23 protein-coding genes are annotated in these 26,619 nt (G+C 25.2%); 19 read left to right on the top strand and 4 right to left on the bottom strand.

All coding sequences use genetic code 11. The features are described 5' to 3' along the window. Nucleotides 1-75: 75 nt before the first annotated feature. The 12 genes from ACTG46_RS20890 to ACTG46_RS20835 all read left to right on the top strand — a co-directional run bounded on the left by ACTG46_RS20890 (nucleotide 76) and on the right by ACTG46_RS20835 (nucleotide 19,700). On the top strand, nucleotides 76-10,383 hold the full coding sequence (locus tag ACTG46_RS20890; RefSeq protein WP_479924292.1) for an immunoglobulin-like domain-containing protein: 10,308 nt from the start codon (nucleotides 76-78) through the stop codon (nucleotides 10,381-10,383). Nucleotides 10,384-10,628: 245 nt separating this feature from the next. Beyond that, complete coding sequence (locus tag ACTG46_RS20885; RefSeq protein WP_021383376.1) at nucleotides 10,629-10,964, top strand: helix-turn-helix domain-containing protein; 336 nt, start codon at nucleotides 10,629-10,631, stop codon at nucleotides 10,962-10,964. Nucleotides 10,965-11,079: 115 nt separating this feature from the next. Continuing rightward, a complete protein-coding gene (locus ACTG46_RS20880; protein ID WP_172693312.1) occupies nucleotides 11,080-11,466 on the top strand; it encodes a hypothetical protein in 387 nt (128 codons plus the stop codon). A gap of 15 nt (nucleotides 11,467-11,481) precedes the next feature. Continuing rightward, on the top strand, nucleotides 11,482-11,919 hold the full coding sequence (locus ACTG46_RS20875) for a hypothetical protein (protein ID WP_021383343.1): 438 nt from the start codon (nucleotides 11,482-11,484) through the stop codon (nucleotides 11,917-11,919). A 10-nt stretch (nucleotides 11,920-11,929) separates the two neighbouring features. Next, the gene (locus ACTG46_RS20870; protein WP_228846503.1) at nucleotides 11,930-12,391 is read left to right on the top strand and encodes a YopX family protein; all 462 of its coding nucleotides are present in this window, start codon (nucleotides 11,930-11,932) and stop codon (nucleotides 12,389-12,391) included. Beyond that, nucleotides 12,384-12,980, top strand: coding sequence for a RusA family crossover junction endodeoxyribonuclease (locus tag ACTG46_RS20865; protein WP_172693310.1), 597 nt, complete (start codon nucleotides 12,384-12,386; stop codon nucleotides 12,978-12,980). The genes ACTG46_RS20870 and ACTG46_RS20865 overlap by 8 nt, the downstream gene beginning before the upstream one ends. A 378-nt stretch (nucleotides 12,981-13,358) precedes the next feature. Continuing rightward, a complete protein-coding gene (locus ACTG46_RS20860; RefSeq protein ID WP_131793141.1) occupies nucleotides 13,359-14,222 on the top strand; it encodes a hypothetical protein in 864 nt (287 codons plus the stop codon). 139 nt (nucleotides 14,223-14,361) lie between these two features. Then, nucleotides 14,362-16,635: a VirD4-like conjugal transfer protein, CD1115 family gene (locus ACTG46_RS20855; RefSeq protein WP_172693308.1), complete on the top strand. Its 2,274-nt coding sequence runs from the start codon at nucleotides 14,362-14,364 to the stop codon at nucleotides 16,633-16,635. Nucleotides 16,636-16,655: 20 nt separating this feature from the next. Next, nucleotides 16,656-17,669: a S1 RNA-binding domain-containing protein gene (locus ACTG46_RS20850; protein WP_102822225.1), complete on the top strand. Its 1,014-nt coding sequence runs from the start codon at nucleotides 16,656-16,658 to the stop codon at nucleotides 17,667-17,669. A 66-nt stretch (nucleotides 17,670-17,735) separates the two neighbouring features. Then, nucleotides 17,736-18,371 (top strand): hypothetical protein, encoded by a 636-nt coding sequence (locus ACTG46_RS20845; RefSeq protein WP_102822224.1) that lies wholly within the window; start codon nucleotides 17,736-17,738, stop codon nucleotides 18,369-18,371. A 55-nt stretch (nucleotides 18,372-18,426) separates the two neighbouring features. Further along, entirely contained in the window at nucleotides 18,427-19,101 is a 675-nt protein-coding gene (locus tag ACTG46_RS20840) for a CPBP family intramembrane glutamic endopeptidase (RefSeq protein WP_479924291.1), read from the top strand. A gap of 221 nt (nucleotides 19,102-19,322) precedes the next feature. Then, a complete protein-coding gene (locus ACTG46_RS20835) occupies nucleotides 19,323-19,700 on the top strand; it encodes a BlaI/MecI/CopY family transcriptional regulator (RefSeq protein ID WP_021383393.1) in 378 nt (125 codons plus the stop codon). A gap of 120 nt (nucleotides 19,701-19,820) precedes the next feature. Here the strand turns inward: ACTG46_RS20835 and ACTG46_RS20830 are convergent, their stop codons facing one another. Continuing rightward, complete coding sequence (locus ACTG46_RS20830) at nucleotides 19,821-20,291, bottom strand: helix-turn-helix domain-containing protein (RefSeq protein WP_479924290.1); 471 nt, start codon at nucleotides 20,289-20,291, stop codon at nucleotides 19,821-19,823. Between the two features lie 307 nt (nucleotides 20,292-20,598). Here ACTG46_RS20830 and ACTG46_RS20825 point away from each other — a divergent pair, with 307 nt between their 5' ends. The 5 genes from ACTG46_RS20825 to ACTG46_RS20805 all read left to right on the top strand — a co-directional run bounded on the left by ACTG46_RS20825 (nucleotide 20,599) and on the right by ACTG46_RS20805 (nucleotide 23,923). Beyond that, a complete protein-coding gene (locus ACTG46_RS20825) occupies nucleotides 20,599-20,802 on the top strand; it encodes a hypothetical protein (protein WP_172693305.1) in 204 nt (67 codons plus the stop codon). Nucleotides 20,803-20,820: 18 nt separating this feature from the next. Then, on the top strand, nucleotides 20,821-21,123 hold the full coding sequence (locus tag ACTG46_RS20820; RefSeq protein WP_172693304.1) for a hypothetical protein: 303 nt from the start codon (nucleotides 20,821-20,823) through the stop codon (nucleotides 21,121-21,123). Nucleotides 21,124-21,144: 21 nt separating this feature from the next. Continuing rightward, entirely contained in the window at nucleotides 21,145-22,404 is a 1,260-nt protein-coding gene (locus ACTG46_RS20815; RefSeq protein WP_021383369.1) for a hypothetical protein, read from the top strand. Between the two features lie 82 nt (nucleotides 22,405-22,486). Next, nucleotides 22,487-22,801 (top strand): hypothetical protein, encoded by a 315-nt coding sequence (locus tag ACTG46_RS20810; RefSeq protein WP_172693301.1) that lies wholly within the window; start codon nucleotides 22,487-22,489, stop codon nucleotides 22,799-22,801. A 93-nt stretch (nucleotides 22,802-22,894) separates the two neighbouring features. After that, on the top strand, nucleotides 22,895-23,923 hold the full coding sequence (locus tag ACTG46_RS20805) for a hypothetical protein (protein WP_172693300.1): 1,029 nt from the start codon (nucleotides 22,895-22,897) through the stop codon (nucleotides 23,921-23,923). A gap of 438 nt (nucleotides 23,924-24,361) precedes the next feature. Here the strand turns inward: ACTG46_RS20805 and ACTG46_RS20800 are convergent, their stop codons facing one another. Next, nucleotides 24,362-24,571, bottom strand: a complete 210-nt coding sequence (locus ACTG46_RS20800; protein WP_479918814.1) for a hypothetical protein — start codon at nucleotides 24,569-24,571, stop codon at nucleotides 24,362-24,364. 240 nt (nucleotides 24,572-24,811) lie between these two features. On the opposite strand from ACTG46_RS20800, the gene ACTG46_RS20795 reads away from it, so the two are divergent. Together ACTG46_RS20795 and ACTG46_RS20790 are read left to right on the top strand one after the other, a co-directional pair. Beyond that, on the top strand, nucleotides 24,812-25,033 hold the full coding sequence (locus tag ACTG46_RS20795; RefSeq protein WP_021383424.1) for a hypothetical protein: 222 nt from the start codon (nucleotides 24,812-24,814) through the stop codon (nucleotides 25,031-25,033). 59 nt (nucleotides 25,034-25,092) lie between these two features. Then, nucleotides 25,093-25,314: a LexA family protein gene (locus tag ACTG46_RS20790; protein ID WP_021383390.1), complete on the top strand. Its 222-nt coding sequence runs from the start codon at nucleotides 25,093-25,095 to the stop codon at nucleotides 25,312-25,314. A gap of 173 nt (nucleotides 25,315-25,487) precedes the next feature. On the opposite strand, the gene ACTG46_RS20785 is transcribed toward ACTG46_RS20790, so the two are convergent. Together ACTG46_RS20785 and ACTG46_RS20780 are read right to left on the bottom strand one after the other, a co-directional pair. Then, nucleotides 25,488-25,835 carry a hypothetical protein gene (locus tag ACTG46_RS20785; RefSeq protein ID WP_102822218.1) on the bottom strand — a complete coding sequence of 116 codons (348 nt, stop codon included), beginning with the start codon at nucleotides 25,833-25,835 and terminating at the stop codon, nucleotides 25,488-25,490. Between the two features lie 47 nt (nucleotides 25,836-25,882). Then, on the bottom strand, nucleotides 25,883-26,335 hold the full coding sequence (locus ACTG46_RS20780) for a hypothetical protein (protein ID WP_021383436.1): 453 nt from the start codon (nucleotides 26,333-26,335) through the stop codon (nucleotides 25,883-25,885). Nucleotides 26,336-26,619 lie beyond the last annotated feature (284 nt).

The raw sequence follows: 26,619 nt of genomic DNA, 5'->3' as shown, positions 1-26,619 counted from the left end.
AAGTATTGATTAAAGATCCTATCAAGAATAAAGCAATTAAAATTAATTAACAAATATAAAGAAAGGGTGTTGTGTATGTACAACAAAAAAGTAATTTCAGTTTTATTATCTACTATAATTGCAAGTTCAACTAGTTTAGGCATTACACCTAGTATTAATGTTTTTGCTGATAATAAGAATTATGAAAATAATTTAGAAAATGAAAAATTTTTACTTGATATGGGTGAATATGAAAATGACGATGGAATTCTAAGTTTTCCTGATGCAAAGGGAGTTATAAAAGAACAAGCTAATCTATTTTTTAATTTTGATGGTGAAAGTAATGTGAAAATTAGTTATATAAAAAATGGAAATAAAATGGAAGGAATAACATATGAACCTTCTCTTAAAAGTCGAGTTATAAATATAAGAATAGAAAATCAACAAGAGTTAGAAGAAGTATTAAAATCATTAGAAATAAAATGTGATGGGAATGTAAATTTCTCAATAAAATTGACTAGTATTCCAAAAGGAACTATAAGCTCAAATGGTGATGGAGAAAAAGAAGCAATAGATGGGAATTTAGGAAGCCATTTTAAAGCTGATGGAACAGGTTGGTGGCAGTTATTATTTGATAAAGAAACAGAATTAGATAAAATAAATTTGACATTTGGAAGAAAAAATGGTGCAGAAATACAAGCACTTAAAGATGGAAATTGGACAAAGATAGGTGAAGCCAATGACTACGCTATAGACCTCTATTCTAGAGAGACTCAAACTATTAAAGTAGATAAAGGTATCTATAAAGGAGTAAAAGTAATCCCTAATTTATCTGACGATAATATGAGTAGACTTTGCGAGATTTCATTTGATGAAACTGAAGCACAGCATTTTAATTATACTGATTCTCCAAGTTTAAACTTAGGCGAGCCATCTATTAATGACTCTTTTGTTACTTTTCCAAGTGCAGTTGTAAATGGATTTGATAAATTGAGTCTAAAGCTTGAATATTCGACACCTATAGGAACTGAATATGAAGTTAATGGAAATAAGATAAATAGTGATGAAAAAGTGGTAATTACAGAGGCATATGATAGAAAAACAATAAATGAAATACTAAAAACATTGAAGTTAAATACAAAAAACCAAAAAGTTAAAATTGATGTAAGCCTTGTAGATATGGAACTAAAGAAAACTTTTCCTGATGGAACGGTTGCAACAGGAACTTATTATGGTGCAGGTTATCCAGCGAATGTGATTGATTGTAATGTAAACACGTATTGGAATGCTCCTAGTGAATCTGGAAATATCAATTTCAAATTTCCAAGTCAAACTAAAGTTGATACTATAAAATTAAAAGTATCTCCATCGACAACAATAAAAAATCAATACACTATAACTGGTAAGAAAGGAGGGTCATCAGAGGTAATTGGTCAAACAGTTGAAATAGTGAAAGGGAATGAGATGAATACAGTTGATATCCCTATTATAAAAAAAGGTGATTATGATGAAATTAATGTAAGTTCGTCTTGGATAGCTACTGGAGGATTAGGAAGTGCTTGGGCTACTATACATGAAGTTATATTAAACTCTAATTTAGAAGAAGAACTTGCTTCAGATTCTGTAACAGTAGATAAAATTGAAAGTATGTTAAATTTAGAGCTTGGAGAAAAGAAAGTAATAAATAATAAAATCACATTTCCTGATGCTAAGGGAAATACAGTCGGATTTGGTTCTAGTATAGTCTTTGAGCTCAATGATGTAGAAAATCAGGATACGTCTATAAAGTATCAATTAAATGGAGAGGAAATAATAAAAAAAGATAAGACTGTTAAAATAGAAATAAATTCTCAAAAGGAACTAGATGAGATATTAAAAAGCTTAGAAATTACTTTTGATGAACTTGAAGGATGTTCTTTAAAGATATTTTCAGTTTCTTCAGATGCAGATATGGAAAATTTATCTTGGCAGATTCCTAAAAATTTTGTAGCTTCAGGAATAGGTTATGGAAATAATCAACCTAGCAATGTTTTTAAAGGTAGTGTAGGATGGAACGCAGGAACTTATAATACATCAATGTATTTAAAAAATATAAATAATGTATATCTATCTGCAATAAGATATAATTCTAAAAACGCTTTAATTGTTAGGGGGAAAAATAATGGAACTTGGAAAGATATTGGCTCATTTGGGGCAAATCAATCAAATGCAAAATTCGATGTCGTTCCTAATAATTATGAAGAGCTAGAATTCTATTCATATGGAAGAGATTGGGCTCATATCTATGATTTAGAGTTTTTTATGTCTGATAAAAAAAAGGAATGTTTAAACATATCTATAGATAAAGCTAATTTTGAAATAGGTGATTTTAACAGCGATGGAAAAGGGAATATAACATTTCCAAGTGCAGCTGGCAAAATAAATACAAATACTAGTTTAAATATATCATTTAAAAATGGATATAATAGAAATTTAGTAACAACTTATAGTGTAGATGGCGAAGAAAAAAAAGAAAACAATGAAAATATAGTTATTAATATAGAAAATAATGAGCAACTAAAAGAAGTATTAAGTAGTCTTAAAATATCACATGATAACACATCTAATTTAGATATGTCTTTTTCTCTAAATTTCAACTCTGGGAAAAAGATTACAAAAGATATTAAAATTGAAATGGATGATAGCTTGGATATGGGTGAAATACAACATTCTAATGGAATAATAACATTCAAAAATGCTGCTGGAAAAATAAGAGATAAGGCAGATTTAAATTTTGTTTCAAAAACTGAGTTAGAAATAAGATATAGTATAAATGGCGAAGAGATAACTAAAAAGGGAAAAGATATAGTTATCGAAGGATTAACACAAGATACTTTAAATGAGCTTCTAAGAAGTTTTTCTATAAGTTATGATGAATATGAAGGTTGTGAATTTTCTATTAGCCTATTAGGTAAGACAGTTACAATAACAAAAAATTATAGCATACCACAAGTTCAAGGTAATTTAGAACTAGATTTAGGTGACTATGAGAATGATGGAAACGGAAATGTATTATTTCCAAATGCTAAAGGCTTACTATATAGAAAAGGTAACTTAAATATAAACTTTGAGAAGGGTTTTAGTAACGATATAGAAATAAAATATAAATTAAATGACATTGAATATACTAAAAAACAAAATAGCTTATCTATAGCACTTTCTAATCAAGAACAGTTGGATGAAGTATTAAAGACACTAAAAATTAAATGTGATAGCAGCTTAGAATATAATTTAAATATTACTTTAGCAGAAGAAAGATATATTCCTTTGGGAACTACATCAGATAAACCAGAAGCTTTAACAGGAGGCTGGTATTCTGGAAAAGGTGGAAATACTGCAATAATAACATTTAATTCACCATTAAAAATTAGTACTGTAAGTATATCAAAAACTTCTGGAGTAGATAATCGCTTTTATATTAAGGGGTTAAAAAATAACATATGGAAAGATATAGGTAATTTTACAATATTCTATCCAAATTACGATTATACTAAATTAAGAGAAATTGATGTACAAAGAGATAGTTATGATGCAATTTCTATATATTATGTCGTAAATAACGGATGGGGGAGTGCAAATGTTAGCAAACTTGGATTTTTAGATAAAGTCTCTACTAATATTAAAATTAAACCAGATATAAATTTAAAAGTTACTTTAGTAGATAATTTAGAAAAAGCAAAATTAAAATGGAATAGTGATTTAGAAGCATATGCATACAATATTTATGTTAAGAAAAAAGATGATAAGAGTTGGACCTTATCTAAAAGTGTGACATCAGATATTAATGAAATAGATGATTATAGTATAAAAGATTCAGTAGCCCCTTTAGTTCCAGAATATAAAATACAAGATGAATTGAAAAAAGGAATACAATTAAATTCAGACGATTTAGGAAGTGAATATTCATATTATATAAATGCAATTGACAGAAATGGAAATAAAATAGGAACATCAAATGTTGAAAATATAAATGTACAAAGTGATTTTAAAGAATTTGTTTATGAGGTAAGCAATAGTTCTACAATACCACTTGAATTAAAAAATAAAAGTAATGGTTTTATACAATTTAGAGATTTAGTAGATAAAAATTATTTATATGTAGCATCAGTTGATAATGCAGGAAATATTAGTGCTATAAAAACAATTCCAATTTTAGGTCTGTTTGTAGATGAACCTCCTGTTATAAATGTACCTGGAGATAGTTCTTTAAAAGCAAATAGTAAAATAGATGTAAATGAGGGAGTGTCTGCTACTGATGAAATAGATGGAGACTTAACAAGTAAAATTAATACTAAAATTATATCTCCTAAAGGGGAAGTTGTATCTGATATAGATACAAATATTCTAGGGAACTGGATTATAGAATATAAGGTAACTGATAGCAAGGGTCAAACTACAGAATATATCAGAAAAATAAATGTAATAAAGAATATAAACTTAAAACTTAATGTTGGAGAACTATTAACAACAAGTAAGTTTACACAATTTCCAAATGCTAAAATAGAATCTAAAGAGCAAAATGAAAAAGTAAATGGAATTAAGATGTATTTTAGCAATGAGTTTAATGATTCTATGAAAGTTCATTATACACTAAATGGAATTGAAAAAATAACAACTAATAGAAGTATAGTTATAGATGATGAATTAACCATTAAAGATGCTGAAAATTTAATTAAATCAGTAAAAATTGAACATGATAATAGTAAGAAATTTAACTTTAATATAGTTTTAAGTAGTAATGATGCTGAAAGTATAATTTATAATTATGAAAATAATCATTATTATAAATTTATTTATTCGAAGGGAATTAGCTTAGAAGATGCTAAAAAAGAAGCAAGTAAACAAGAGTTTTTAGGTAATAAAGGTTATTTAGTAAAAATAGATTCAGAAAGCGAAAAAGAAGTTTTAAGTATGTTAACAGAACAATCATTTTGGAATGAAGCATCAACAGATAATAAAGAAAGGAATGGTTTTGTAGTAGAATTTGGGATGGAAGATAAACTTCCTTCTCCAGATACAATAAATATTTTTGACTATGAAAGCATTATAAATATTGAACCTTTTAAGTCTAAACAAGATATAGTACTTAATACATTAGTAGATAAAAAAGAAAATAAAGTAATACTAGATTGGAACGATGTTAAAGATATAAGTTATTATAAAGTATTTCAAAAGAAAAATGATATAGGGGATTTTCAAGTAATTTCATCAGATAAAAATGAAAGTTATTTTGAAGATATTGAAGGAAAAGATATAAATGAACCAACAACTCCTATATATAAATTATACGATACAGGAATAAAACAGGGTTTAAAATTCGATTCTGAGGATGTTGCTTCTAAATTTGAATATTATGTGGAAGGTGTATCAGAATTTGGAGATGTAACGCATACTTCAAATAAAAAAATGGTTGAAATAAAATCTGGTCTTGAAGGTTTTAGCTATGAAGTTACTGATAACGCTACTCCATCATCAAATTTGGGGGATGTAATAAATAGTTCAGATGGATTTATTTCTGCAAAAGAATTAGCAAGTAAAAAATATATCCATATAATCTCTATAGATAAAGCAGGAAATAAGAGTCAGATAGTTACATTACCAATAACAGGATTATTTATAGACAACCCACCAGTTTTAAGAATTGGTGGAAACATATCAGTCTCACAAAATGAAGAGTATGATGTTATGAAAAATATCTCAGCAGAAGATGATTATGATGGAGATTTAACTAAAGATATAAAAGTGAGTATTAAAAATCCAAATGGTAAAATAACTGATAAATTTGATACAAATATCTTAGGAAAATGGACAATAGAATATAGTGTGAAAGATAGTAAAGAACAAGAGAGTAAGGCTATAAAATACATTACAGTAAAGGAAGATTTTGATTATTTAAATCTTGATTTAGGTGAAGCAAATAAGAAAAGATTCCTAGTTAATTTTCCTGATGCAAAAATTACAAATAATAGCAATGAATTAATAAATGGTATTAAACTTTATATAAATGAAGGATTTAATAATAGCATACTTATTAAATACAATGACAAAGGTGTAAAGAAATCTGTAAAAGGGCAACAGGTAATATTAAAAGATAAATATACTACAGAAGAAGCAGAAGAATTAATTAAATCAATTGAGATAGAACATGATAATAGTACAAGTTTTACATTTAATGTAAGATTACAAAATAATAATGTAGATGATATGGTATATAATCCTCAAAATGGTAATTATTATCAATTTGTAGAAGCGAAAAGAATAAGTTGGAAAAATGCTAAATTAGAAGCTGAAAAAATGGAATATAAGGGTCTAAAAGGACACTTAGCAACAATTAAATCAAAACATGAGTTAGACCTGTTTAACTCTTTAACAACGAAAACTACTTGGCTTGGAGCAACAGATGAGGAAAAAGAAGGTCAATGGAAGTGGGTTACAGGAGAGCTTGTTAAATTTACAAATTGGTGTTCTGGAGAACCGAATAATTTTGGAGGAACTGAACATTATATGGTGTCTATTAAAAATTCAAAAGGTTTATGGAATGACACAAACAACTCACCTGACCCATATTGGACAGACATAGAGGGGTTTGTTGTTGAATTTGAAAATGATAAAAATAATGATAGTAGCATTATATATAAATATGAAGATACTGCACATATACAAAAAATAGTATCAAATCAAGATATTGTTTTGAATTCTACAAATGATAATAAAAGTAATTGTGTTAATTTGAGTTGGAATAAATATAAAGATTCAGAATATTATAAAGTTTTTAGAAGAGAGTTGAATAGTAATTCAGATGAATTTAAAACTATCTCAGAGAGTACAAAAGAAAATTATCTTAAAGATGTAGATGGAAAAGATATAACACCTCCAGTATACGATTTTTCTTTAATATTTGATAAGGAAATGAGTTCGAGATTAGAATTTCATGCAGAAGAAGTTGGAACGACATATGAATATAAAATAGAAAGTTATGATAAAGACGATTATCAAACTGCATATTCAAATGTTTCTAAAGCTACAGTCACATCTAAGTTTAAAGGATATAGCTACATTGTTGATGAAAATCCAGATACAGAGCTTGATGATAATATTATAAATAATACAGATGGAAAATTTTCTTTTGAAAATATAACTTATAATACATATCTTCATATAAAAGCAATAGATGAGCAAGGTAATGCTACAAAAACAAAACATATTAAACTTGCTGATGAAACACATAATAATGAGCCACGAATAACTGTAAAAGGAAAAAATAGAGTTATTAAAATAGGAGAAGAATTTAATAAACTGGATGGTGTAAAAGCATATGACCTAGAAGATGGAGATTTAACAGATAAGTTAGTTGTTGAAGGAGAAGTCAATAATCAAATAAAAGGTGTATATGAAATTAAATACAGTGTTGAAGATAGTAAAGGCTTAAAATCAGAAGTAATTGTAAAAGTAAATGTTACAGGTGATATGAAGTTAAATATAGAAGAACCAAAAAAAGATGAATTGGTAATCAATTGGAATGAGGTAAAAAATGCTGTTAAGTATAAATTATATAGAACAAATATAAATGGGTATGATTTTGAAGAAAAAGGAGTTTTCAATGATACCACATTTATAGATAATTCAGCCAATGATGTAAGTTCCCCGATAATAACTTATTTAAATGAAGTAATTATCGGAGAAGAAACGAGTAAAATTGGTAGACTTACTATTTTAACTAAAAATATAATAAAATTAGCAGATAAAGGAATCAATAAAGATTCAGAACAAAATACTGAATTAAAATTATTAGCAAGAGATTTAGCATCAACATATAGATACTTCGTTGAAGCAATAGACATAAATGGTAATGTTATAAACTCTAGTGAAATTAAAAATGGTTCTGTTTCAGTTGGATTAGCAGGGTTCAATTATATAATAGACGATAAGGAAGATACAGAAGCAGCCAATTTTGTAAATGCAAAAAATGTGAGCGATATAGATATATCTAATAGTAAGTTCAAATTTCTACATGTGAGAGCTATTGACCTAAATGGAAATGTAAGCCAAACTGCACATCATTTAATAAGTAGCAAATATGATACTAATCATGTTCCCGTTATAAGGGGTGTGAACACTATAAGGGTTAAAGAAGGGGATAAATTTGACCCATTTAAAGGAATAAGTGCATATGACACAGAAGATGGAGATTTAACGTCTAAAATAGAAATTGAGGGAAAAGTAAATTCAGATGTAAATGGAAAATACCTATTAACATATAAAGTTGAAGATTCTCAAGGGAATAAAAGAGAAGTGAAAAGAAATATAATTGTATATGCTGATATGGAAATTAAAGTAACGCCAGACTTTGAAGAAAATAATTTAGTCATATCCTGGGAAGAGAACCCTTTAAAAGAAAAAGTATTTTATGAAGTTAGAAAATATGATTATGAAATTGGAAACTATAAAACTGTTGGATATACAGAAGATTTAAATTTTGTAGATAAAAATGCAAAAGATATTTATGGTCCAAAAGTAAATAATATACATGGTAGTGATATGGATACAGATGAATTAAAGGATAAAATTACACTTAATATAAATGCTAGAGATGTAGGAGCTTCTGAAAAGTATCAAGTTAGAACTAGATTAAAGGAAGATAACTTAATTCTTAGGGATATGACAAGTGAAGAAGGAAATGAATGGGGAGTTACAGGAAGTATAAGTGGAGTTGTTAAATCTTTTAAATGGAAATTAAGCAATAAAAGAGAAGATAATTTAAAAAGTGGTATGATAACCACATCTATATCTACTAATAAAATAGAATTTGAACATAAAGGATATAAATATATTCATGTTGTGCCAATTGATTCTTATGACAATGAAGGAGATATTGTACATTATGAAATTGGTAAACCACCTGCTGAGGAAGTAATTGAGCCACCTATTATAAATATAACTGGAGTTCCAATTATAAATGGAGTGAGTACTGCAACCATAATGATTGGTGATGAATTTAAAATAATGAAAGGTGTTACTGCAAAAGATTACAAAGGTCAAGATTTAACCAATTTTATCAAAGTCAAAGGATTTGTAAACAGATATGAAAAAGGTGAATATGAGTTAGTATATTCAGTAACAGATTTTAAAGGTCAAGAAACTTCAAGAGTATGTAAGATAAGAGTTATAGACTATAGTGAGCAATTACCAGATTCCAAACCAAATGAAATAAATAGTCCTCCAGAAGTCAATTTTTGGGATGAAGATTACATTTATGTAGGCGAAAAATATGGAGAAGATAGAATTTTAAATGGTATAAGAGTTATTGATGCTGAAGATGGAGACATAACAAATAAAATAACTTATGAAACTAACTTAGATATTAATGCAGTTGGGACATATGTAATACTTTATAGTGTAAGTGATAGTGATGGTAATAAAGTAAAATTTACTAGAGTTGTGTATGTCATAGAAAAAGGAGCAGATAAACCAAATTTAGGTAATAATAATGAAAATTGGCAAAATGGAAGATGGGCGAGAATAAAAACTTATAATAAATACCTAAATGTAGGAGATACATTTAATATAAAAAGTGGAGTATATGCTTATGATGATGTAGATGGAGACATAACAGCACAAATAAAAGCGTCTGGTATTGTAAATACAATTAAACCTGGTGCATACAATGTGACTTACAAAGTAAAAAATTCAGATAATAATACAACTGTAGCAGGAGCGACAATATTTGTAAAAGATGGTGGATGGGACAATAATAATGGTGAGGAACCTAATCCAAATCCAGATTGGGGTGATAATGATAATGATGATTCACATAATAATCACATTCCAACTAGACCAGACCAACCAAATCAAGATGAAGATAACGTAAATGGTGATAAGCTTCCTAATATAGATGATGATGCAGGTAAAGATGATAATAAAGATATATTCATTGACAAAGACGAAAACAAGGTATTTCCAGATGGAACAATTGAAAAACCAGATGGAACAGAAATTAAACCAAATGAAGAAGGTGAAAAACCAACTATTGATGATAATGGAAATATAATTGTACCACCAGGAGGGATAATTATATTTCCAGATGGGACAATTCAAATACCAGAAGGTGGAGCAATACTTAAACCAGATGGAGTAATAATATATCCTAAAAAAGATGAAGAAGTAAAAGACAAAGATAATAATTCTAAAGAAGAATCCTCAAATAGTATAAGTTCTCTTATAAATGATGAGAAGATAGAAAAGGAAATTGATAATAATAATATAGAGAAAAATAATCCTCCTACAGGTGATACGGGGATAGGTATATTTTGGGGTATAGGAATATTATCTACAATAGGTTTAATTTTTAATAGAAGAAAAAAATAATTAAACTATTTTATATCATAATAGTATTTAGAAGAGTTATCTTTTCAAGTAATTATCATTTTAAAACATAAGATGGTTGTGAAGTTATAGTGTTTATTCTGTATCAAGCATAATTTTTAGAAAAAAGCATAAGATATTTAATAGTAATTAAACCTAGAAGAACGTAATGCGTTCTTCTAGGGTGTTACAAAATAAAATTCAAAAATATATACTATGAATAAAATTATGTAAAGAGAGAGATCATCATGGAATTTTTAGGTACTAGAATAAGAGAACGAAGAAAAGAATTAGGACTCACAATAGAACAACTATCTGAAAAAATTGATATAGGGTATAACCATCTCAGTAATATTGAAAGAGGTAGAAAAATACCAAGTTTGAGTACATTTTTAGAACTTATAAATGCTTTAGACATATCAGCAGATATAATTCTTAAAGATTCAGTTGAGCATGTTAAACCAAATGTTTTAAATGAAATAACAAATAAATTGGAAGATTTGAATCCTGATCAATTGAGAACTGTAGAAGAAGTTTTAACTGTATTAATTAAAAATCTAAAATATTTAGAAAATAAGGATTAAAAAAGAGTTATTTTAATAAGATAACTCTTTTTTTATGTTCATCAGTTATATTGTAGTTGCTTTATATAGCCTACAATATAACTTTTTTTATGAATATTTTTAAGAGGTGATAAAAATGTTTTTCGATAAAAATGAAAGAAAGAACTTTAAAAAACAATTAGAAAGTCAACTAAATTATAATGTGATTTTAGCTAATTGCAGAATAGATGGGATAGAGTATCCTTCTATTCTATTTAAATGTAATAGACAAACAAATTGGGGTGTTGTATATGTTGATGAAAAATCAAATGAATATTTAAATAAAAAATTATATTATTGGGGAAGGTTGTGTAAATATGAAGAAGAATCAAAAGAGCTATTAATTGATACAGTTATAATAAGTGAATTTCTATCTATAGAAAAGGCAAAAGAGATATTAACTAATGGCGAGCTATATCCTAAGGAATACAGAAATAATATAGATAATGAATCATCTATACTAACAACATCAAATAATGAATAATATTGTGGAGGAAATATGTTAAATAAATTTGGAAAATACAAAATAGAATTTGTAGCTAATATTGAGGAGATATTTATTCATATAACAATTTATAAAAAACTTGTGATAGAAGAAGTATCAGAGATATCACTTTTTCAGCTAGGAAATTATAGTGAAATAAAGCTTTTGTCAGATTGTATTTATATAAACAGTAATCTGTTAGGAACTACAGTTATACAGAATAGTTTTAGACATAAGTATGAGATTAAAAAATTAATAAAGAAAAATACAATAGCTGAAGATTATATAACAAGTTTAAATGAAAGCGAGTTGTATAAATCAGTTATAGGAAATGAAGAATTTGAAATTATAAATGAGGATATAAGTTTTGTTTTTAATACTCTTAAGAAGAAATATAGTGATTCAGATTGTTTTGAATTAAATAATATTACTTATAAAATTACAGAACTTTAAAGGTGAGCAGATGAAAATAAAAACATTTAGAGGAAAATCTATAAAAAATAATCACTGGATATATGGACATTATTATTCAACAGGAGTTAATGATACTAAAATACATAAGATAGTATATAACACAGGAAAACCAGATTTAATAGATCATCATATACCAATAAAAAGAAATACGCTAGGAGAAATTACATTTAAAAAGGATTCTGATGGAACTAATATATATTCTGATGATATAGTTCATTCAATAGTATATATAGCTAAAAATGATATGAAAGACTTGTATTTTGATAAAAAATCAATAATAGGGGTAGTGAAATTTCATAATGGAAGTTGGAAAATATATGATGGTGATAGTTACTATTTATTATTTAATGAGTCAAATGAGATAACCATTATAGGAAATAAATATGATAATGAAGATTTGATAAAAAAGTATAATTTATGTACCAAGAATAGAGGTGATTTATTTGAGTGAAGAAAGTTATATTATAGACCATTCGCTAAAAGACATAAGAGATAAAATAAATTTAAATAATGGAAATATCTTTAAGGCTTTAGAAACATTAGAGAATACAAAGTATCATTTAGTACAACAAATAATGAAAAATGAACAGGTAGCTGAAAGATTAGAATTAGATGATGTGAGTAATTATTCTGATAAGTTAATCGAAGTAAATGAATATGTAGAAAACAAAAAAATAAAAATATGGACAGATATGTTGCCACCAAATTTATTTTCAGTAGAATCTTCAAGATATTATTCTGATTATAAAGAATTGATTCAACAGTTAATAATTTATAAATTAAGTGGATTTAACGAACATTTCAACAAAATTATCATAAAATATAAGTTGTATTTAGATTATCTAAAGTATGATGTTGATAACTATTTTTTTAAAACATATACAGATGCAATTATGAAATCTAATTTAATCAAGGATGATAATTTTGAGCAAGTAAAAATACTAATGACTGGTGAAAGTAGTGAAAATATAGGTCTAGAAATAACAATTTATAATCAAGATTTTTCCTTAGAATATGTAAATGAGATTTGTATATTATAATGAGTTTTTTAATATACAAAATGATAATTTTTCAATATTGAAAAATCGCATTTTTCAATATTGAAATACTTATTCTAAAAAAGTATTGAATTTCAATACAAAAAAAAGGAGTTAAATGTAGTATTTGCAATGGTTTCATGAAAAAATTTCCTGACAAAATAGGTACAGATTTAGGTATGCTAACAAAAAAAGCTGAGATTTGTGTACCGATAAAATCTCAAATAACTTTAAAAAAATTTGCTAGGAAATTGAAATAAAAAAGAGTTATATTTCAGATAAAAAAATTTGAATAAAGAAAGGAAAATTATACAATTGGGTGATATAACAATTAAAGAACGAGATCTAGAATGCTTAAAATTATTAAATGAGTATGGATCTGTGAAAAGAAAGTATTTACATAAATTTTATGAGTTAAAAGACCCAAAGAATAAATATTCTAATCAGTATAAGTATGCAAGAATAAATAGACTTAAAGAAGAACAATATATTGAGGAAAATAATAAAATGTTCACATTAGGTAATGAAGGTCGTATCTATTTAAAATTGCTTGGGGAAAAAATTCATTATAAAAATTATTTGAGAATGGAAAAAAGAAGATTTTTAGCAGAGATTCATGAGTTATTGTATAGTTTTAAAAATTTCAAAAAAAGATTAGGACGTTCACAAATACAGAATGGTAAATATATAAAAGATGGAACAGAGTTTATAAAATTATTTTATGGGAAAGTTATTGGTAATAATGACAAAGAATATTTTGTATATAAAATAAAAAGAAATTCAAACAATTTTTATATTAAAAAAGTTATAAATGAGATTAATGATCTAATGATAGAAAATGTAATTATATTCTTCGAAAATGAAGATAATTTAAGATATTATAAATCAATAGACATTCAAAAAAAATTTATCAAAAAAGAAATATTAATGAGTTTGAAAGAGGATTCATTTAAAGTATTAAATTTAATTTCTGATGATATGCTCAATAATGAAAATATATTTGATTTGCTAAAGAGCAATATCAATATAAAGTTTATAAATAACTATCTCTATATAAATAATATAATAACATTTAATTTTTTAGAAAATGATTTTGTAAAAGAGGAACTAGTTAATTATTTTATACAGGAGCAGACAATTGATAGTTGTTATATCCTATGCTTTGAACATCAAAGAGATAAAGTAAAGAATGAATTTAAGAATGCAAAGATAGTTAGTCTAGATATTAATTCTATATACAAATAAGGCATTAAATACCCATTTAAAGCTATTTTATAAATGTTTCTAATCTTTTACATGATGAATAGCTAATTAACTAAATAAATCCAATTTATTAAATACAATATTCAGATTCTATAACTGAATATTGTATTTTTTTTAGGAGGTGATTAAATTATCAAAGATTTATCTAATTTTAAGTAATATATTAAAAAAGATACCAAGAAGTAGTCAAAAAAAGTATTTAGCACTTATAGCTACAATAATATACATGGAAGCTCCTATTGTAATTATGATTAGAGAAGGATTCTTTAATGTAAATTTATTAGAGCTATATTTTTCTCCTATTAAAGTTTTGTTTAAGTTATTTAATTTCCAAATAATATTTACACTTATAAATCTTAATATAACTTTCTTAATATTTGGATTCATAATAAGAGCCATATTCATTGTAAATAAATCCGGTTCTTTTAATTTTGAGGAGAAAGAGAAAAAAATAGATTGTGCAAAAAATTTAGGGACATATGGAACTGCTGAATGGATGGGAAGAGGCGAAATTAACAAATTACAGGATTATATTTCAATTAATACAAATGAAGGTATAATATTTGGATATTTTAGGGGTACAAAGGATATAATCACCTTGCCTAAAAATACATTCAATAATCGAAATGTAGCTGTATTTGGAAGTTCAGGTTCAATGAAGTCTCGTAGTTTTGTTATTCCAAATATTTTAAATCTCATTCGCTCAGAAGAAAGTATGTTTATAACAGATCCAAAAGGAGAGCTTCTTAGAAAATGTTCTAGTATATTAGAAAAGTTTGGTTACATAGTAAAGGCATTAAACTTAAACAATATTGAATGCTCAAATCAATGGAACATATTATCAACTGTAGAAGATGATATGAGTGCTATAACATTTGCACAATCAATTATGCTTAATACAAAAGAAAATAAAAAAGCTGGAGGTGATTTTTGGGAAAAAGGACAAGAAAATTTATTAAAGGCATTAGTTTTATACATAATAAAAGAACTTCCAGAAAATGAAAGAAATATGACTTCACTATATAGTTTTCTAACTGCAAAAGATGCAGCTAAAAAACTAGAAATGAGATTTAAATTTCTTAGAGAAGACCATATTGCGATTCAGCCATATAATATATTTTTAGAAAGCTCTGAAAATACTAAAATAAGATCTGGAATGATCTCTGGATTAGCAACTAGATTACAATTGTTCCAGTCTAAAAAATTTAAAATGCTTACCTCAGAAAATGAGATAGACTTAGGGCTTCCAGGAAGAAAAAAATGTGCTTATTTTGCTGTTTTACCAGATTCACATGCTTCATTTGATTTTATGGCCTGTTTATTTTTTTCTATGGCTTTTATAAAATTGATATCAATAGCAGATAGAAAACCAACAGGAAAATTAGATAAACAAGTAAATTTCATATTAGATGAGTTTCCTAATATAGCTCAGATTCCTGACTTTGAAAAGAAAATGGCTACAATACGTTCAAGGGGTATAAATGCGTTTGTAATATTTCAAAATATAACACAACTTCAAAATAGATATCCAGAAGGAAAATGGGAAGATATTTTAGGAAATTGTGATAATCATATATTTTTGGGATGTAATGAAAATACAACTGCTAAATTTATCTCAGACACTTTAGGTTCTATGACTATTAAAGATTTTTCAGAAAGTAAAGATAAATATAGTTTTAATCCATTAGAAAAGAAAATATCCGAAAAATATGTAAAAAGAAATATTTTAAATATGGATGAGGTTAGAAGGATAAATCCGTTTCATTCTATATTAATGCTAAAAGGGCAAAATCCTATAAAAATGAGCAAGATGGATTACACAAACCATGAACTTAGTGATGAAATGGAAGAAATACCAATATATTATATGCTCAAAGAATGGTCCAAAGAATTCCATAAAGATTGGCTATATTCTTTTAGAGATGAAATAACAATTGATGAACATATGGAAGAAGATATGAAAGAAAGAAATATAAAAGCTCTTCAAGAGTTAGATATGTTGATAGCAGAATGTGAAAATAAATCTTTTGAACAGAGTAATTTTAATACCAATGAATTAAGTAATCAGATATTTAATATAAAATCTATTAGTAATGAAACTAATCCTGAAAAAGATATAAAAATAAACTTAGAAAAAAGTAATCTCATACAGGATGAGTATAATTTAGAATTTTATGAGTATGAAGCACAACAAATAATATTAGAAGAAGAATATTATAATGAATTAGAAATACATGAAGATAAAGGGATTTCTAATGAAAGAGATTTAGTTGTAGAAGATGTTGGAGGAGATATACATATAAATATAGCTCTAAACAATGAAGAAGATGAAAATGATGATATAGATATAGAAAATAAAAAAGAATTGATGTCTTTATCTATGTTCAACAAATAAAAAACTTGGAGGATAAAAAAATGGAAGAAATAAGAATAAATGAGGAAACAGTAAAAATAGAGGAAAGTAATGAAGTTAGAAGTATCGAGCTTCCAGATTCAGAGTTGATACAATTTATGGAGAAAGACAAAATAAATGAAATTGAAGAAGTAAATGTTGATAGTACAAATGTAACTACTAAAGAAGAAAATACATTAATTGAACAACCTAAAAGAAGAAATAATTATACTGGAGAAAGACAAAAAATATCTGAATATAGAGATTTAATGTATCAAAGATATATTGATACTTGTGTAATACAATCTGTAGAAAGAGAAAACAAAAATGGTGATATATATGCTTGTGCTTACAAAGATGAATTAAAGATAAAAATACATGTAGAAGAAATGGATTTATATTTACCTTTATCTGTTAGAAAATTGGAAGGGAGTCAACTTATAGCTGCTAAAGTAAGAGGTTTAAGAAGAATGGTTGGTTCTACTGTATCATATTTGGTAACATCTATAGATGAAGAAAATGAGGTTGTTTATGCTTCTAGAAAAAGAGCATTAGAAATATTAAGAAAAGCTAGACCTCATAATGTAAATGATATTGTATTAGCTAAAGTTATAGATGTAAATGATTATTATGCTGTGACAGAATTTGATGGCCAAATAGGTACTATTGGAAAAAGAGATATATCTAACTCTAGAGTTTATAGAATACAAGATTACTTTGAAATAGGCGATGAAGTAAATTTAAAGATATTAAAATTAGATGAAGAAGGATGCTTTTTAAGTAGAAAAGAACTTGAAGAAGACATATTTGATAAATATATTATTGATAAAAAATATTATTCAGAAAGAGGTGTATATATAGCAAAGATAAAGGAGCTTTCAGAAAAACTAATATATCTTGAACTTAGAAGAGGATTAACTATAGCATGTAATTATCCTGTAAAAAGAAATGTTAATTTAGAAATAGGAAAAGAAATAACTGTATTATTAAGAAAAATAGATAAAGAAAAGAAACAATTATCTGGTCGTATATTTTAGATAGTTCTACTTAGAGCTATCTCTTTTTAATTAAAACAATGTATATAGAAGGTGGGAATATAATCAATGTTAAAAAGCTATTCAGTGGATGAATATATTAAAATACTTAGATTTTGTACATCAGAACAGCTTATAAGACTAGATCCAAAAGATATAGAAAATGTAACTCCCAAAAGTAAAATCAAAAAGATTAATAATATAAAAAAATTTGCATTAAAAAGAGGGCAAAGAATTATAAATCCAGGATATAGTTTTTATTATGATAATGAGAATGATATTTTTATAGATGTATTAGCAGACCAGGATAAAATTAATCAAGACGAGTTAATATTAACTAATGTATATATAGAGTTTAAAAATATGATGAATATATGTTATTTCAATAAAGATAATGGTGTTATTCCAAGGATATATTTTTACCAACTCTATAAAAACAATGATGAGGAAGACTTGAAAAGATTTGATATTATTTATTGCAATCCTTCAGAGCAAAATCTAGTAGAAATATTAATTCAGACAGAAGAAGATATAAAAAATATATTAATAGTTTTAAATGAAAATAGTCTTACCAGCTATCGAGAATTTAAATTATTTAAAAATAAAATGATTGCATTTGTCTTAGTAAAGGATAGAAGATTACTATTAAGTGATAAGCTATCTGATATAGTACAAAAATATAATAATTATAATAAATGCAAATGATATAAATTATTGGTCAATAAGTTTTATTGGCCAATAATTATGAATAGGAGCTTTTATGAGAAAGTATAGAGACATTTTTTTGATAACAATCATACATACAATATTAATTTTGACATCTACGTCGTTAGTAACTATAATAACAAATAGAGTTACTAATGTGTATGTGTATTCGGTTTTAAATATAGTACTATTAGTACTAATATATTACAATATGTATGTTTTAATATATAAGTTCCCAGTAGATATCATTAAGATTAAATATAAAAATAATAAAAAGAAAATTACACACTACATAACAATACTACTTTTTATAATGGTTACAAATTCAATACTACTAAGTAAACTTGAAAATACTTTTTTAAATTTAAGTCTATATTCTGTACTCCCGAAATTAAACTTAATACTTGATACTTCATCTAAACTTATCATTTATTTATTATCTTTATTTATTCAGACTTGTTTAATTGCTCCTATCGCAGAAGAATTAATTTATAGGAAATTTATATTAAATAATCTACTTGATAATTGTAATGCTTTCAAGTCTATAATATTATCTTCTTTTTTATTTAGTATATATCATTTAAATCTATTACAAGGCATCAATGCAATGATAATAGGTGTCTTTCTAGGCTATTTATACCATAGGACTTGTTCAATTAATATATGTATCTTATTACATTTTATTAATAATTTTATTAACTTCATTATTTTGACAATCTATATTACATAAAAAATCTTTAGTTTTTCTAAAACATTTTAAAATATGACATTTATGCTATAGAACAAGTTAATAATATGCATGAAGTTATTGATTTAGTTGACATTAAGAATAAAGACTCAGAAGATATAGCCATTCAATGCACAGTAAATATATGGTAATAATTGGATTTGATTATATAAAATTATTGCTGTAACATTTAATTAAATAAACAAATGATTGGGGCGATAATTATGTATTTGAGAAGATTATCAAAATCAGAATTAATTATAATGAAATTTATTTGGAGTTTAGATACAGGGGTAAAATCATATGATGTTGTTAATTATATGAAAGAAAAATATAGCTGGTCAGAAAAAACAACACTAAAGACTTTGTCTAAGTTATCAAATAAAAGATTCTTATATATTCAAGAAACAAGTCAATGTACATACTATACAATTTCAATTAAAGAAGATAAGTATTCTGAATTTATATCGCAAAAAATACATAAGCTCTTAGGGTGCAACTCTATAAAAAGCCTTTTAGTGTCATTATTTCAAGAAGAATTAACAGATGAAAAGTTAACCTCATTAGAAGAGTGGGTAAAAAACTGGGAAGAAGATGACTAAAAATTTCACCTATACTATTCTCTAAACACCAATTTAAATATATCTAGTAAAAAAGCCCTCATAATCTAAATAAATGGATTGTAAGGACTTTAATTCTATTATAAATAATAATCAATATATCTAGCCATTTGATGAATTTTTATTAGTTCTATACTTATGTTTTAAATTAATAGCAATTGCTATTGCAGTTGCTATTGCAAATTCACTTAATATTATACTTGGATTCCATATTTCAAAGTAGAAGTGGCCAATAATATAGATAGAGAATGCAATTAAATATATTGCGAGACAACTTAATACAATAAATCTAACCCTATCATTTTTTCTTTCCTTTTCGACTAACTGTTGTTGTTGCTTCTCTAAAATTTCTGTTCTAATTGATATTTCATCTATTTCAGATGGTTTCAAAAGATAATCTATTGTAACATTAAATATTTCACCTAAAACTATTAATTTTTCTGTTTCTGGTATTGATTGACCTGTTTCCCATTTTGATACACTTTGTCTTGACACACTAAGCTGCTCTGCTAAATGTTCCTGAGATAAATTATGTGCTTTTCTTAATTTTAAGATTTTTTCAGATATATCCATTTTTCTCCTCCTCAACCTTTATACTAAAATCTTAACAAATACGCAGGTTGCATACTATCAATTTGACTATATTTTTTGTCAACCTTGAGTTGCATCCCTGTAAAATAAGTATTTTTCTTAACTTACAGTATTCATAAAGTAAATCAAGTGCTATTTTAAAACTCTATAATGTGAATTCCTACAATAATATTATTTTCAAAAAAAAATTATATTTGCCCCATATTATATATGAGGTGAAATAATGTATTTTTTTAATACAAATAAAAATAAGCTGCTTGTCAGCAAAATTAAAAGGAGAGATAAAATAATGGAGTATTTTGATGAATTATTAAAAATGAGTGATTGGAAAAGGTATTTACCACCTTATGTGTATTTAGAGGATTATAGAGATGCATTTAAAGAATATTTTATATCTAATTATCCAGGAGATGTATCAGAAAAAGTTTTTGTAGCAGAAATATTAGAGTGTGAGATACGTCATAAAGAACCATTTGAGTTTAATAGATATTAGCCAATTGGAGGAAGAGGTATGAATATACAAAATGTAGATAAAGATGCGTTTGATCGTATTGTAAAAAATAATATTATAGGTTTATATCTGTATAAGGATGATAAATACTATATCTGTATAGACAACTCATTAGGCAAACTTTGGATGGAAAAAAAGAAAACTGAGAAAGAAGCTTTAGACTGGCTTAATGATGAAGATAATAGTAAATATCAAATTTTAGGTGAAGAACCTATTACAATCCGAGATCCTCGTTTACCCAAACTTACAGCTAAACAATCAAAGATTATATTAAGTATATTTGAGGAATATTTTAAACAATAGAATAATTAGGAGGAATATATAATGATACTAGGAGTATATTATTCAAAACCTAGACATTGTTTATATGTTAATATAGACAATAATAAAACCAATTGCTTTTATGACATAAAATTGAATCACTGGAGCTCAAAAAGAATAGAAAAAGATAAGGTCCTTTTAAGAAAAATATTTGATTTTTGTGGGGTAGAAAGTTTAAAAGAATTTAAGTGTATAAGAAAAAATATCTATAGTAAGCAATATAAAAATCAAGTGTTTATAGATAAATTTCATGAGATTAAACAATATGATATGGATAAATCTACATACAATTATGCTCTAACATTTGCTATAGAACTTGTAATGAAGGGTATAATTAGAGATGATGAGATTAAAGACCTAGAAAAACTTAGGGTAGATTATTTAATAAACTCTTGTAATAGACTGTTTGATATGATTAATTATAATAATCTAGAATCATACCAGAAATTAATATCTATATATATTAGTAATCTTGAGGAATTAGGATTTAATACTAATGAGTTTAAAAAAAAGTTAAAAAATATAATTAAAGATTGTAGAATAAAATATCTTTTAAATTCAATTACTAAATATTGGGCTAAAATAAGCAATTTAGATTTTATTAATCTAAAAGATGCTAAGGAATATGATATCATAATAGAAGAACTCTCTTTCTTAGGCTATGACACTAAAGAACTTGAAAAAAGATGTGAAAGAATTTTAGAACATAAAAAAAATGAAAAATATGAATTTATGAAAGACAAGGTTGTATATTCAATAAATATAAATTCTTTTATACTTGAAAGTAAAGTAAATACACTAAATAAAATAGAAAATTTTATAATCAACTCAGGTATAGATAAACACATAAGAGAAATTAGTGACAGTGAATATGATATAAAAGTATACTTAAAGGGATTAGATTTATATAACAGAAATTATGAACTTCTTGAAACTGGGATTACAAAAAATCTAATCAAACTGGATAACATGCCTATAATTTTAGATTTACTAAATAATACTGTTCTAACACTACAAAAAAAACCTTCTGAGTTTTATATAGCAAAATGTAATGAATATGGACAAATAGAATCATTTCTTTTAAAAACAATTCCAATAAATGATAAAAATTATACATATGATTTTGGGACATATGACTTTATACCTGGGTATTATATCATAAAATATGGAGATAAAGAATCTATATATAAATATGATAGTACAGAATGGTTTAAAGTAAAATATATACAAACATATGTTTTGGATTTCAACTATATACCTTAAATAAACATGCATTATAGTGTAGCTAGATTAATAGCAATTAAAAATAAGCTGCTTGTCAACAAAGTTAATAGGAGATAATAATATGAATGAAAATAAGATAAATACAATAGCTGAATTAGTAAAAAAAGCAATGTTAGAAGATGATTATATAAATGTGAATGAATATCTTTACTTGCAAAAAACATGGAATGGAAAAACAAGTAATAGCGTTTGCATTACTTTATATGATGATACAAATATATATCTAAGAATGACAGAAAAAATTAAATATATTAGTATTGATAGCTGCAAGTATGGAGATTGGGAAGATTACAATATAGAAACTATTTATGAATATGAAGATACCATAATTAAATGTTTAATAGGTTATATGAGTCAAAATAATTTAGAAGTGTAAAAAGTTAATTTATTTAACTTTTTATACCTATTACAATAACAATTTTACTAATAAGAGTTATAATTAAAATATAAAAAATAGGAGTTGTTTTAAATGGATAAGACAAGAACTTTAAATGACTTAAAAAAAAGAATCTTAAATGAAATGTTAGATAGGCACTATTATATGGTAAAGTCTATGTTAAAATTCATTTCAATGGATAATTCGATTGATAAAGGATATGCAGATAGTCTTTTTAAATATGCAAGCATAAAAAGAATGAAGTTTCTATTAGCTTCATGTATTGAAAAATTAAAAAATATTAATGAGAAAGACGAAGAAGCTAAGCATATTATTCTTATTGCAATCGAAACTAGTCTAGATGAACTAGGTGACCTTATATTGATTAATTATGATATTGAGAAAATTAAAAATGATTTAAAAGATGATATTGATTCTAATAATATTATTTCAATATCAGATATTGAGAAATATGAAAAAATCTTTGAAAAAGAATTTAATAATGTGTGTAGCGAATATGTAGGAAAAATAGAAAATGTTATCAAAAGAAATAGAGAATTTTTAGATAATAATATTGTATATGTTAATTATTTTAATAAAAATTCATTTTGTTTAGATAGAGACAAGCATAAATCTATAAATGAAGATGACTACCATACTTTATTTGGTGTATTGATGGATACTAAAATATGTAAACTATCAGAATCATCAACGAATGAAAATAAATTTGAATATAAAATAAATTTGAATAAATTGAAGAAATACAATATAAAATATGAGATATTAAATAAGGAGTTTGTTAAAGCTATTGAACTAAAAGAGTTCAATGATATTCCATATGAATTAAAAAAATTAAATGGACAGACTTTTAAATCAATGCCTGGCTATTATGTTGCTAAATGTGATGAAAATGGTGAAATAATTTCTTTTCTAACAACAATAATAGATAGATCAAGAAGTGGTGCAACAGTAACATATGAATTTGAAAAATATGAATTTGAAGATGGCTATTATGCAGTGAAATATAGTGATGGAAGGTATGCTAATAAAGAAATTTATAAATATTGTGATGGAAAATGGTATAGTGTAATTTACAATCAAAATATAGTTTATGAAAACTAATTTGTTAAATTAAAAAATATTGTAACAAAAAAGAGTTGTAAATATAATATATTTACAACTCTTTACATAAAACTAATTTAGTATAATTTAAACAACTTGCAATATAACTATAGTTTAAGCATAGAATTTTATAACTAACATAGTATAATTTAAACAAATATTATGCAATTTAAGCATAAGGTTTTATAACTAACATAGTATAATTTAAACAAAATATTATGCAATTTAAGCATAGTCTTTTATAACTAACATAGTACAATTTAAACAAAATTCCATATAATTTAAGCATGGCATTTTATAACTAACATAGTACAATTTAAACATGTATATCGCAAGTATAAACATTGAATGTTTATGCTTTAATTATATAAAAAATAATCTGGTATGTCAAAATAAATTTGAATTATAGCAGAAATAATTCATCAATAGCTGCTATAATTAAATGTAGGTAAATTCTATAAATATAGAGTTCAGTATAAGGTTAAATATAACAAATCCAATGGTCAAACCTAGTTCATTTATTGGTATATATTTTATGTTGTTAAAGCTATTCAGAGCAGATAAACTTGAAACTATAGTCATATAAAAGATAACTGTTAAAATTGGTATGGAGATACTTACATCCAGCTCTAATTCATGCTCTTTCATAATATTACTCCTTTCAACATTAATTTATTTAGCTTTATTATAGCATTTAATCTAAGTTTGTTTTAGTATTTTGTCTTAGAATAGGTTCACACTCTTATTTTGTATGTTGAAATAAAATATTTTTATAGCAATATATTATTATTAAGGCAACTTATAATCTTCTTAAAATACACAATAACAGGACAATTATATGTTATAATATAGTAAAATATATTATTTTATTAATGAGAGGTGAACTTTATGACAAAATATTATATAACTGATTATATAACAGATGATGGGATACATATTGAAATTCTTCAAGCTTGGGAGTATGAAAATGATTGCTATATTAAACTACTTAATAAAAAGATTTTAAATAATGCTATATGTAATGAAGAAATATTATGCTATCAAGATCCATATTCTGAAGGTTATTCTGGATGTGAGATAGATTATGAGGAATATATAAAATTAGCATAACACTTATTTTTACCTTATAATCGAACGTACGTTTTACAACAGTAAAGGGATGTGTATATATGAGTAAAGATTTATCAGACAATCAGCTTCTAATTTTAGATGTGATAAAAAAAGAAATATCAATAAAAGGATATCCTCCTTCTATCAGAGATATTTGCCATGCTGTTGGTCTTAGTTCAACTTCATCTGTATATGAGAACTTAAATAAGCTAGAAGCTAAAGGATATATTAAAAGAGAATCAAACAAACCAAGAGCAATTCAAATTTTAAAAAATAGATAATGATGAATTGAAAAAATATCTAAAAATTAAGTAGACTATTTGAAAGGCAGTAAATTTATATTACCCTTCAAATAGCCTACTATTAATAATGTTCTAATTTTACTTTTTCAAGATTTTCTAGATGGATTTCATCTAATATTTTTAATTTGCCAAATGCCATTAATTCATATTTTCTATATTTTGACTTTATTATCTTTAATCTTAAATACGATATATATACAAGTGATTATACTTATGATGAATAAAATCCTTATTAATGAATTAAAAGTATTATATGCTAAAAAGCTTGAAATACTAATAAAGAGAATCGCTATAACAGCAATTTTAATATAGGAACCAAACTCAATATTCTTATTATATTCAAGTAACATACCTATGTTTAGTTTATCTTCTTCTATTTTTTCTATAGATTCATGTAGTTCTAAATTACAATAATCAGCTTTATAATCCGCTCTATAATTTTTATAGAAATCATTCATCATTTGCTCTTCAGCATTACCAAATTTATAAATATATGACATATATATAGCCTTCCTTTATTATGTATTATTGAGTACATGTTATTTATTTAAAGATCTTCAAAGAACTCTTTTTTTATTTCTGTACACCTGGTATTTTTTATATCCTCTAATACATTTAATGCACTAAAATCAATTAAATCATAATGTTTATATTTTATATTTATTTCCCTTATCTTTAAGTATAGTAAACAAGTAAATAACACTATACCAAAAACAAATAAATATTGTAATGGTGAATTAGAAGCATGATAGACATTAATACTTAAAAATAAATACATCAGAATACTTATAATTGTTATAATTATAAAAACTATTTTTCGCTTTAAGTTTCTTTCCCTCATACAAATTCGTATAAATACATCTTCACTTGTTATATCTCTATATAATTGAGAAACATCAAAATTTCTGTATTTATCCTCATATTTTCTCTTATTTAATTTATCATATTCTTTTAGTATTTTCTTTTCATAATCATCTCTTGGTTCATATATGTAAGACATTCTTTGTCCTCCAGTTCACTTTAAATTAATTTTATCTATTACATACTTTTTGTAATTCTGTATTTATACATGAAGCAGTATAAACATAAATAATAGATATAAGGATAAAGCTTATAAGTACTTTATATTCTTCATGTTATAAAGGCTCTTCTATAAGTAACAATATCAGTTTTTCAGCATTGGATCTTCAGATTACCAACTCATCTAAACGCATGTAACTTTCCTCTTAATTTATATTTTATATTAATAACATAAATTTTTCTATATAGGTCAAAATATATTTG

The sequence above is a fragment of the Clostridioides sp. LIBA-7678 genome (assembly GCF_056716065.1).
Note: the sequence above shows the minus strand (reverse complement) of the source record. Positions and strands in the feature narration are given on the sequence as shown.

What these genes read in the sequence shown, in the direction of transcription:
- ACTG46_RS20890 (WP_479924292.1), top strand. Translation starts at nt 76, where the DNA reads ATGTACAACAAAAAAGTAATTTCAGTTTTATTATCTACTATAATTGCA.
- ACTG46_RS20885 (WP_021383376.1), top strand. Translation starts at nt 10,629, where the DNA reads ATGGAATTTTTAGGTACTAGAATAAGAGAACGAAGAAAAGAATTAGGA.
- ACTG46_RS20880 (WP_172693312.1), top strand. Translation starts at nt 11,080, where the DNA reads ATGTTTTTCGATAAAAATGAAAGAAAGAACTTTAAAAAACAATTAGAA.
- ACTG46_RS20875 (WP_021383343.1), top strand. Translation starts at nt 11,482, where the DNA reads ATGTTAAATAAATTTGGAAAATACAAAATAGAATTTGTAGCTAATATT.
- ACTG46_RS20870 (WP_228846503.1), top strand. Translation starts at nt 11,930, where the DNA reads ATGAAAATAAAAACATTTAGAGGAAAATCTATAAAAAATAATCACTGG.
- ACTG46_RS20850 (WP_102822225.1), top strand. Translation starts at nt 16,656, where the DNA reads ATGGAAGAAATAAGAATAAATGAGGAAACAGTAAAAATAGAGGAAAGT.
- ACTG46_RS20845 (WP_102822224.1), top strand. Translation starts at nt 17,736, where the DNA reads ATGTTAAAAAGCTATTCAGTGGATGAATATATTAAAATACTTAGATTT.
- ACTG46_RS20840 (WP_479924291.1), top strand. Translation starts at nt 18,427, where the DNA reads ATGAGAAAGTATAGAGACATTTTTTTGATAACAATCATACATACAATA.
- ACTG46_RS20835 (WP_021383393.1), top strand. Translation starts at nt 19,323, where the DNA reads ATGTATTTGAGAAGATTATCAAAATCAGAATTAATTATAATGAAATTT.
- ACTG46_RS20830 (WP_479924290.1), bottom strand. Translation starts at nt 20,291, where the DNA reads ATGGATATATCTGAAAAAATCTTAAAATTAAGAAAAGCACATAATTTA.
- ACTG46_RS20825 (WP_172693305.1), top strand. Translation starts at nt 20,599, where the DNA reads ATGGAGTATTTTGATGAATTATTAAAAATGAGTGATTGGAAAAGGTAT.
- ACTG46_RS20820 (WP_172693304.1), top strand. Translation starts at nt 20,821, where the DNA reads ATGAATATACAAAATGTAGATAAAGATGCGTTTGATCGTATTGTAAAA.
- ACTG46_RS20815 (WP_021383369.1), top strand. Translation starts at nt 21,145, where the DNA reads ATGATACTAGGAGTATATTATTCAAAACCTAGACATTGTTTATATGTT.
- ACTG46_RS20810 (WP_172693301.1), top strand. Translation starts at nt 22,487, where the DNA reads ATGAATGAAAATAAGATAAATACAATAGCTGAATTAGTAAAAAAAGCA.
- ACTG46_RS20805 (WP_172693300.1), top strand. Translation starts at nt 22,895, where the DNA reads ATGGATAAGACAAGAACTTTAAATGACTTAAAAAAAAGAATCTTAAAT.
- ACTG46_RS20800 (WP_479918814.1), bottom strand. Translation starts at nt 24,571, where the DNA reads ATGAAAGAGCATGAATTAGAGCTGGATGTAAGTATCTCCATACCAATT.
- ACTG46_RS20795 (WP_021383424.1), top strand. Translation starts at nt 24,812, where the DNA reads ATGACAAAATATTATATAACTGATTATATAACAGATGATGGGATACAT.
- ACTG46_RS20790 (WP_021383390.1), top strand. Translation starts at nt 25,093, where the DNA reads ATGAGTAAAGATTTATCAGACAATCAGCTTCTAATTTTAGATGTGATA.
- ACTG46_RS20785 (WP_102822218.1), bottom strand. Translation starts at nt 25,835, where the DNA reads ATGTCATATATTTATAAATTTGGTAATGCTGAAGAGCAAATGATGAAT.
- ACTG46_RS20780 (WP_021383436.1), bottom strand. Translation starts at nt 26,335, where the DNA reads ATGTCTTACATATATGAACCAAGAGATGATTATGAAAAGAAAATACTA.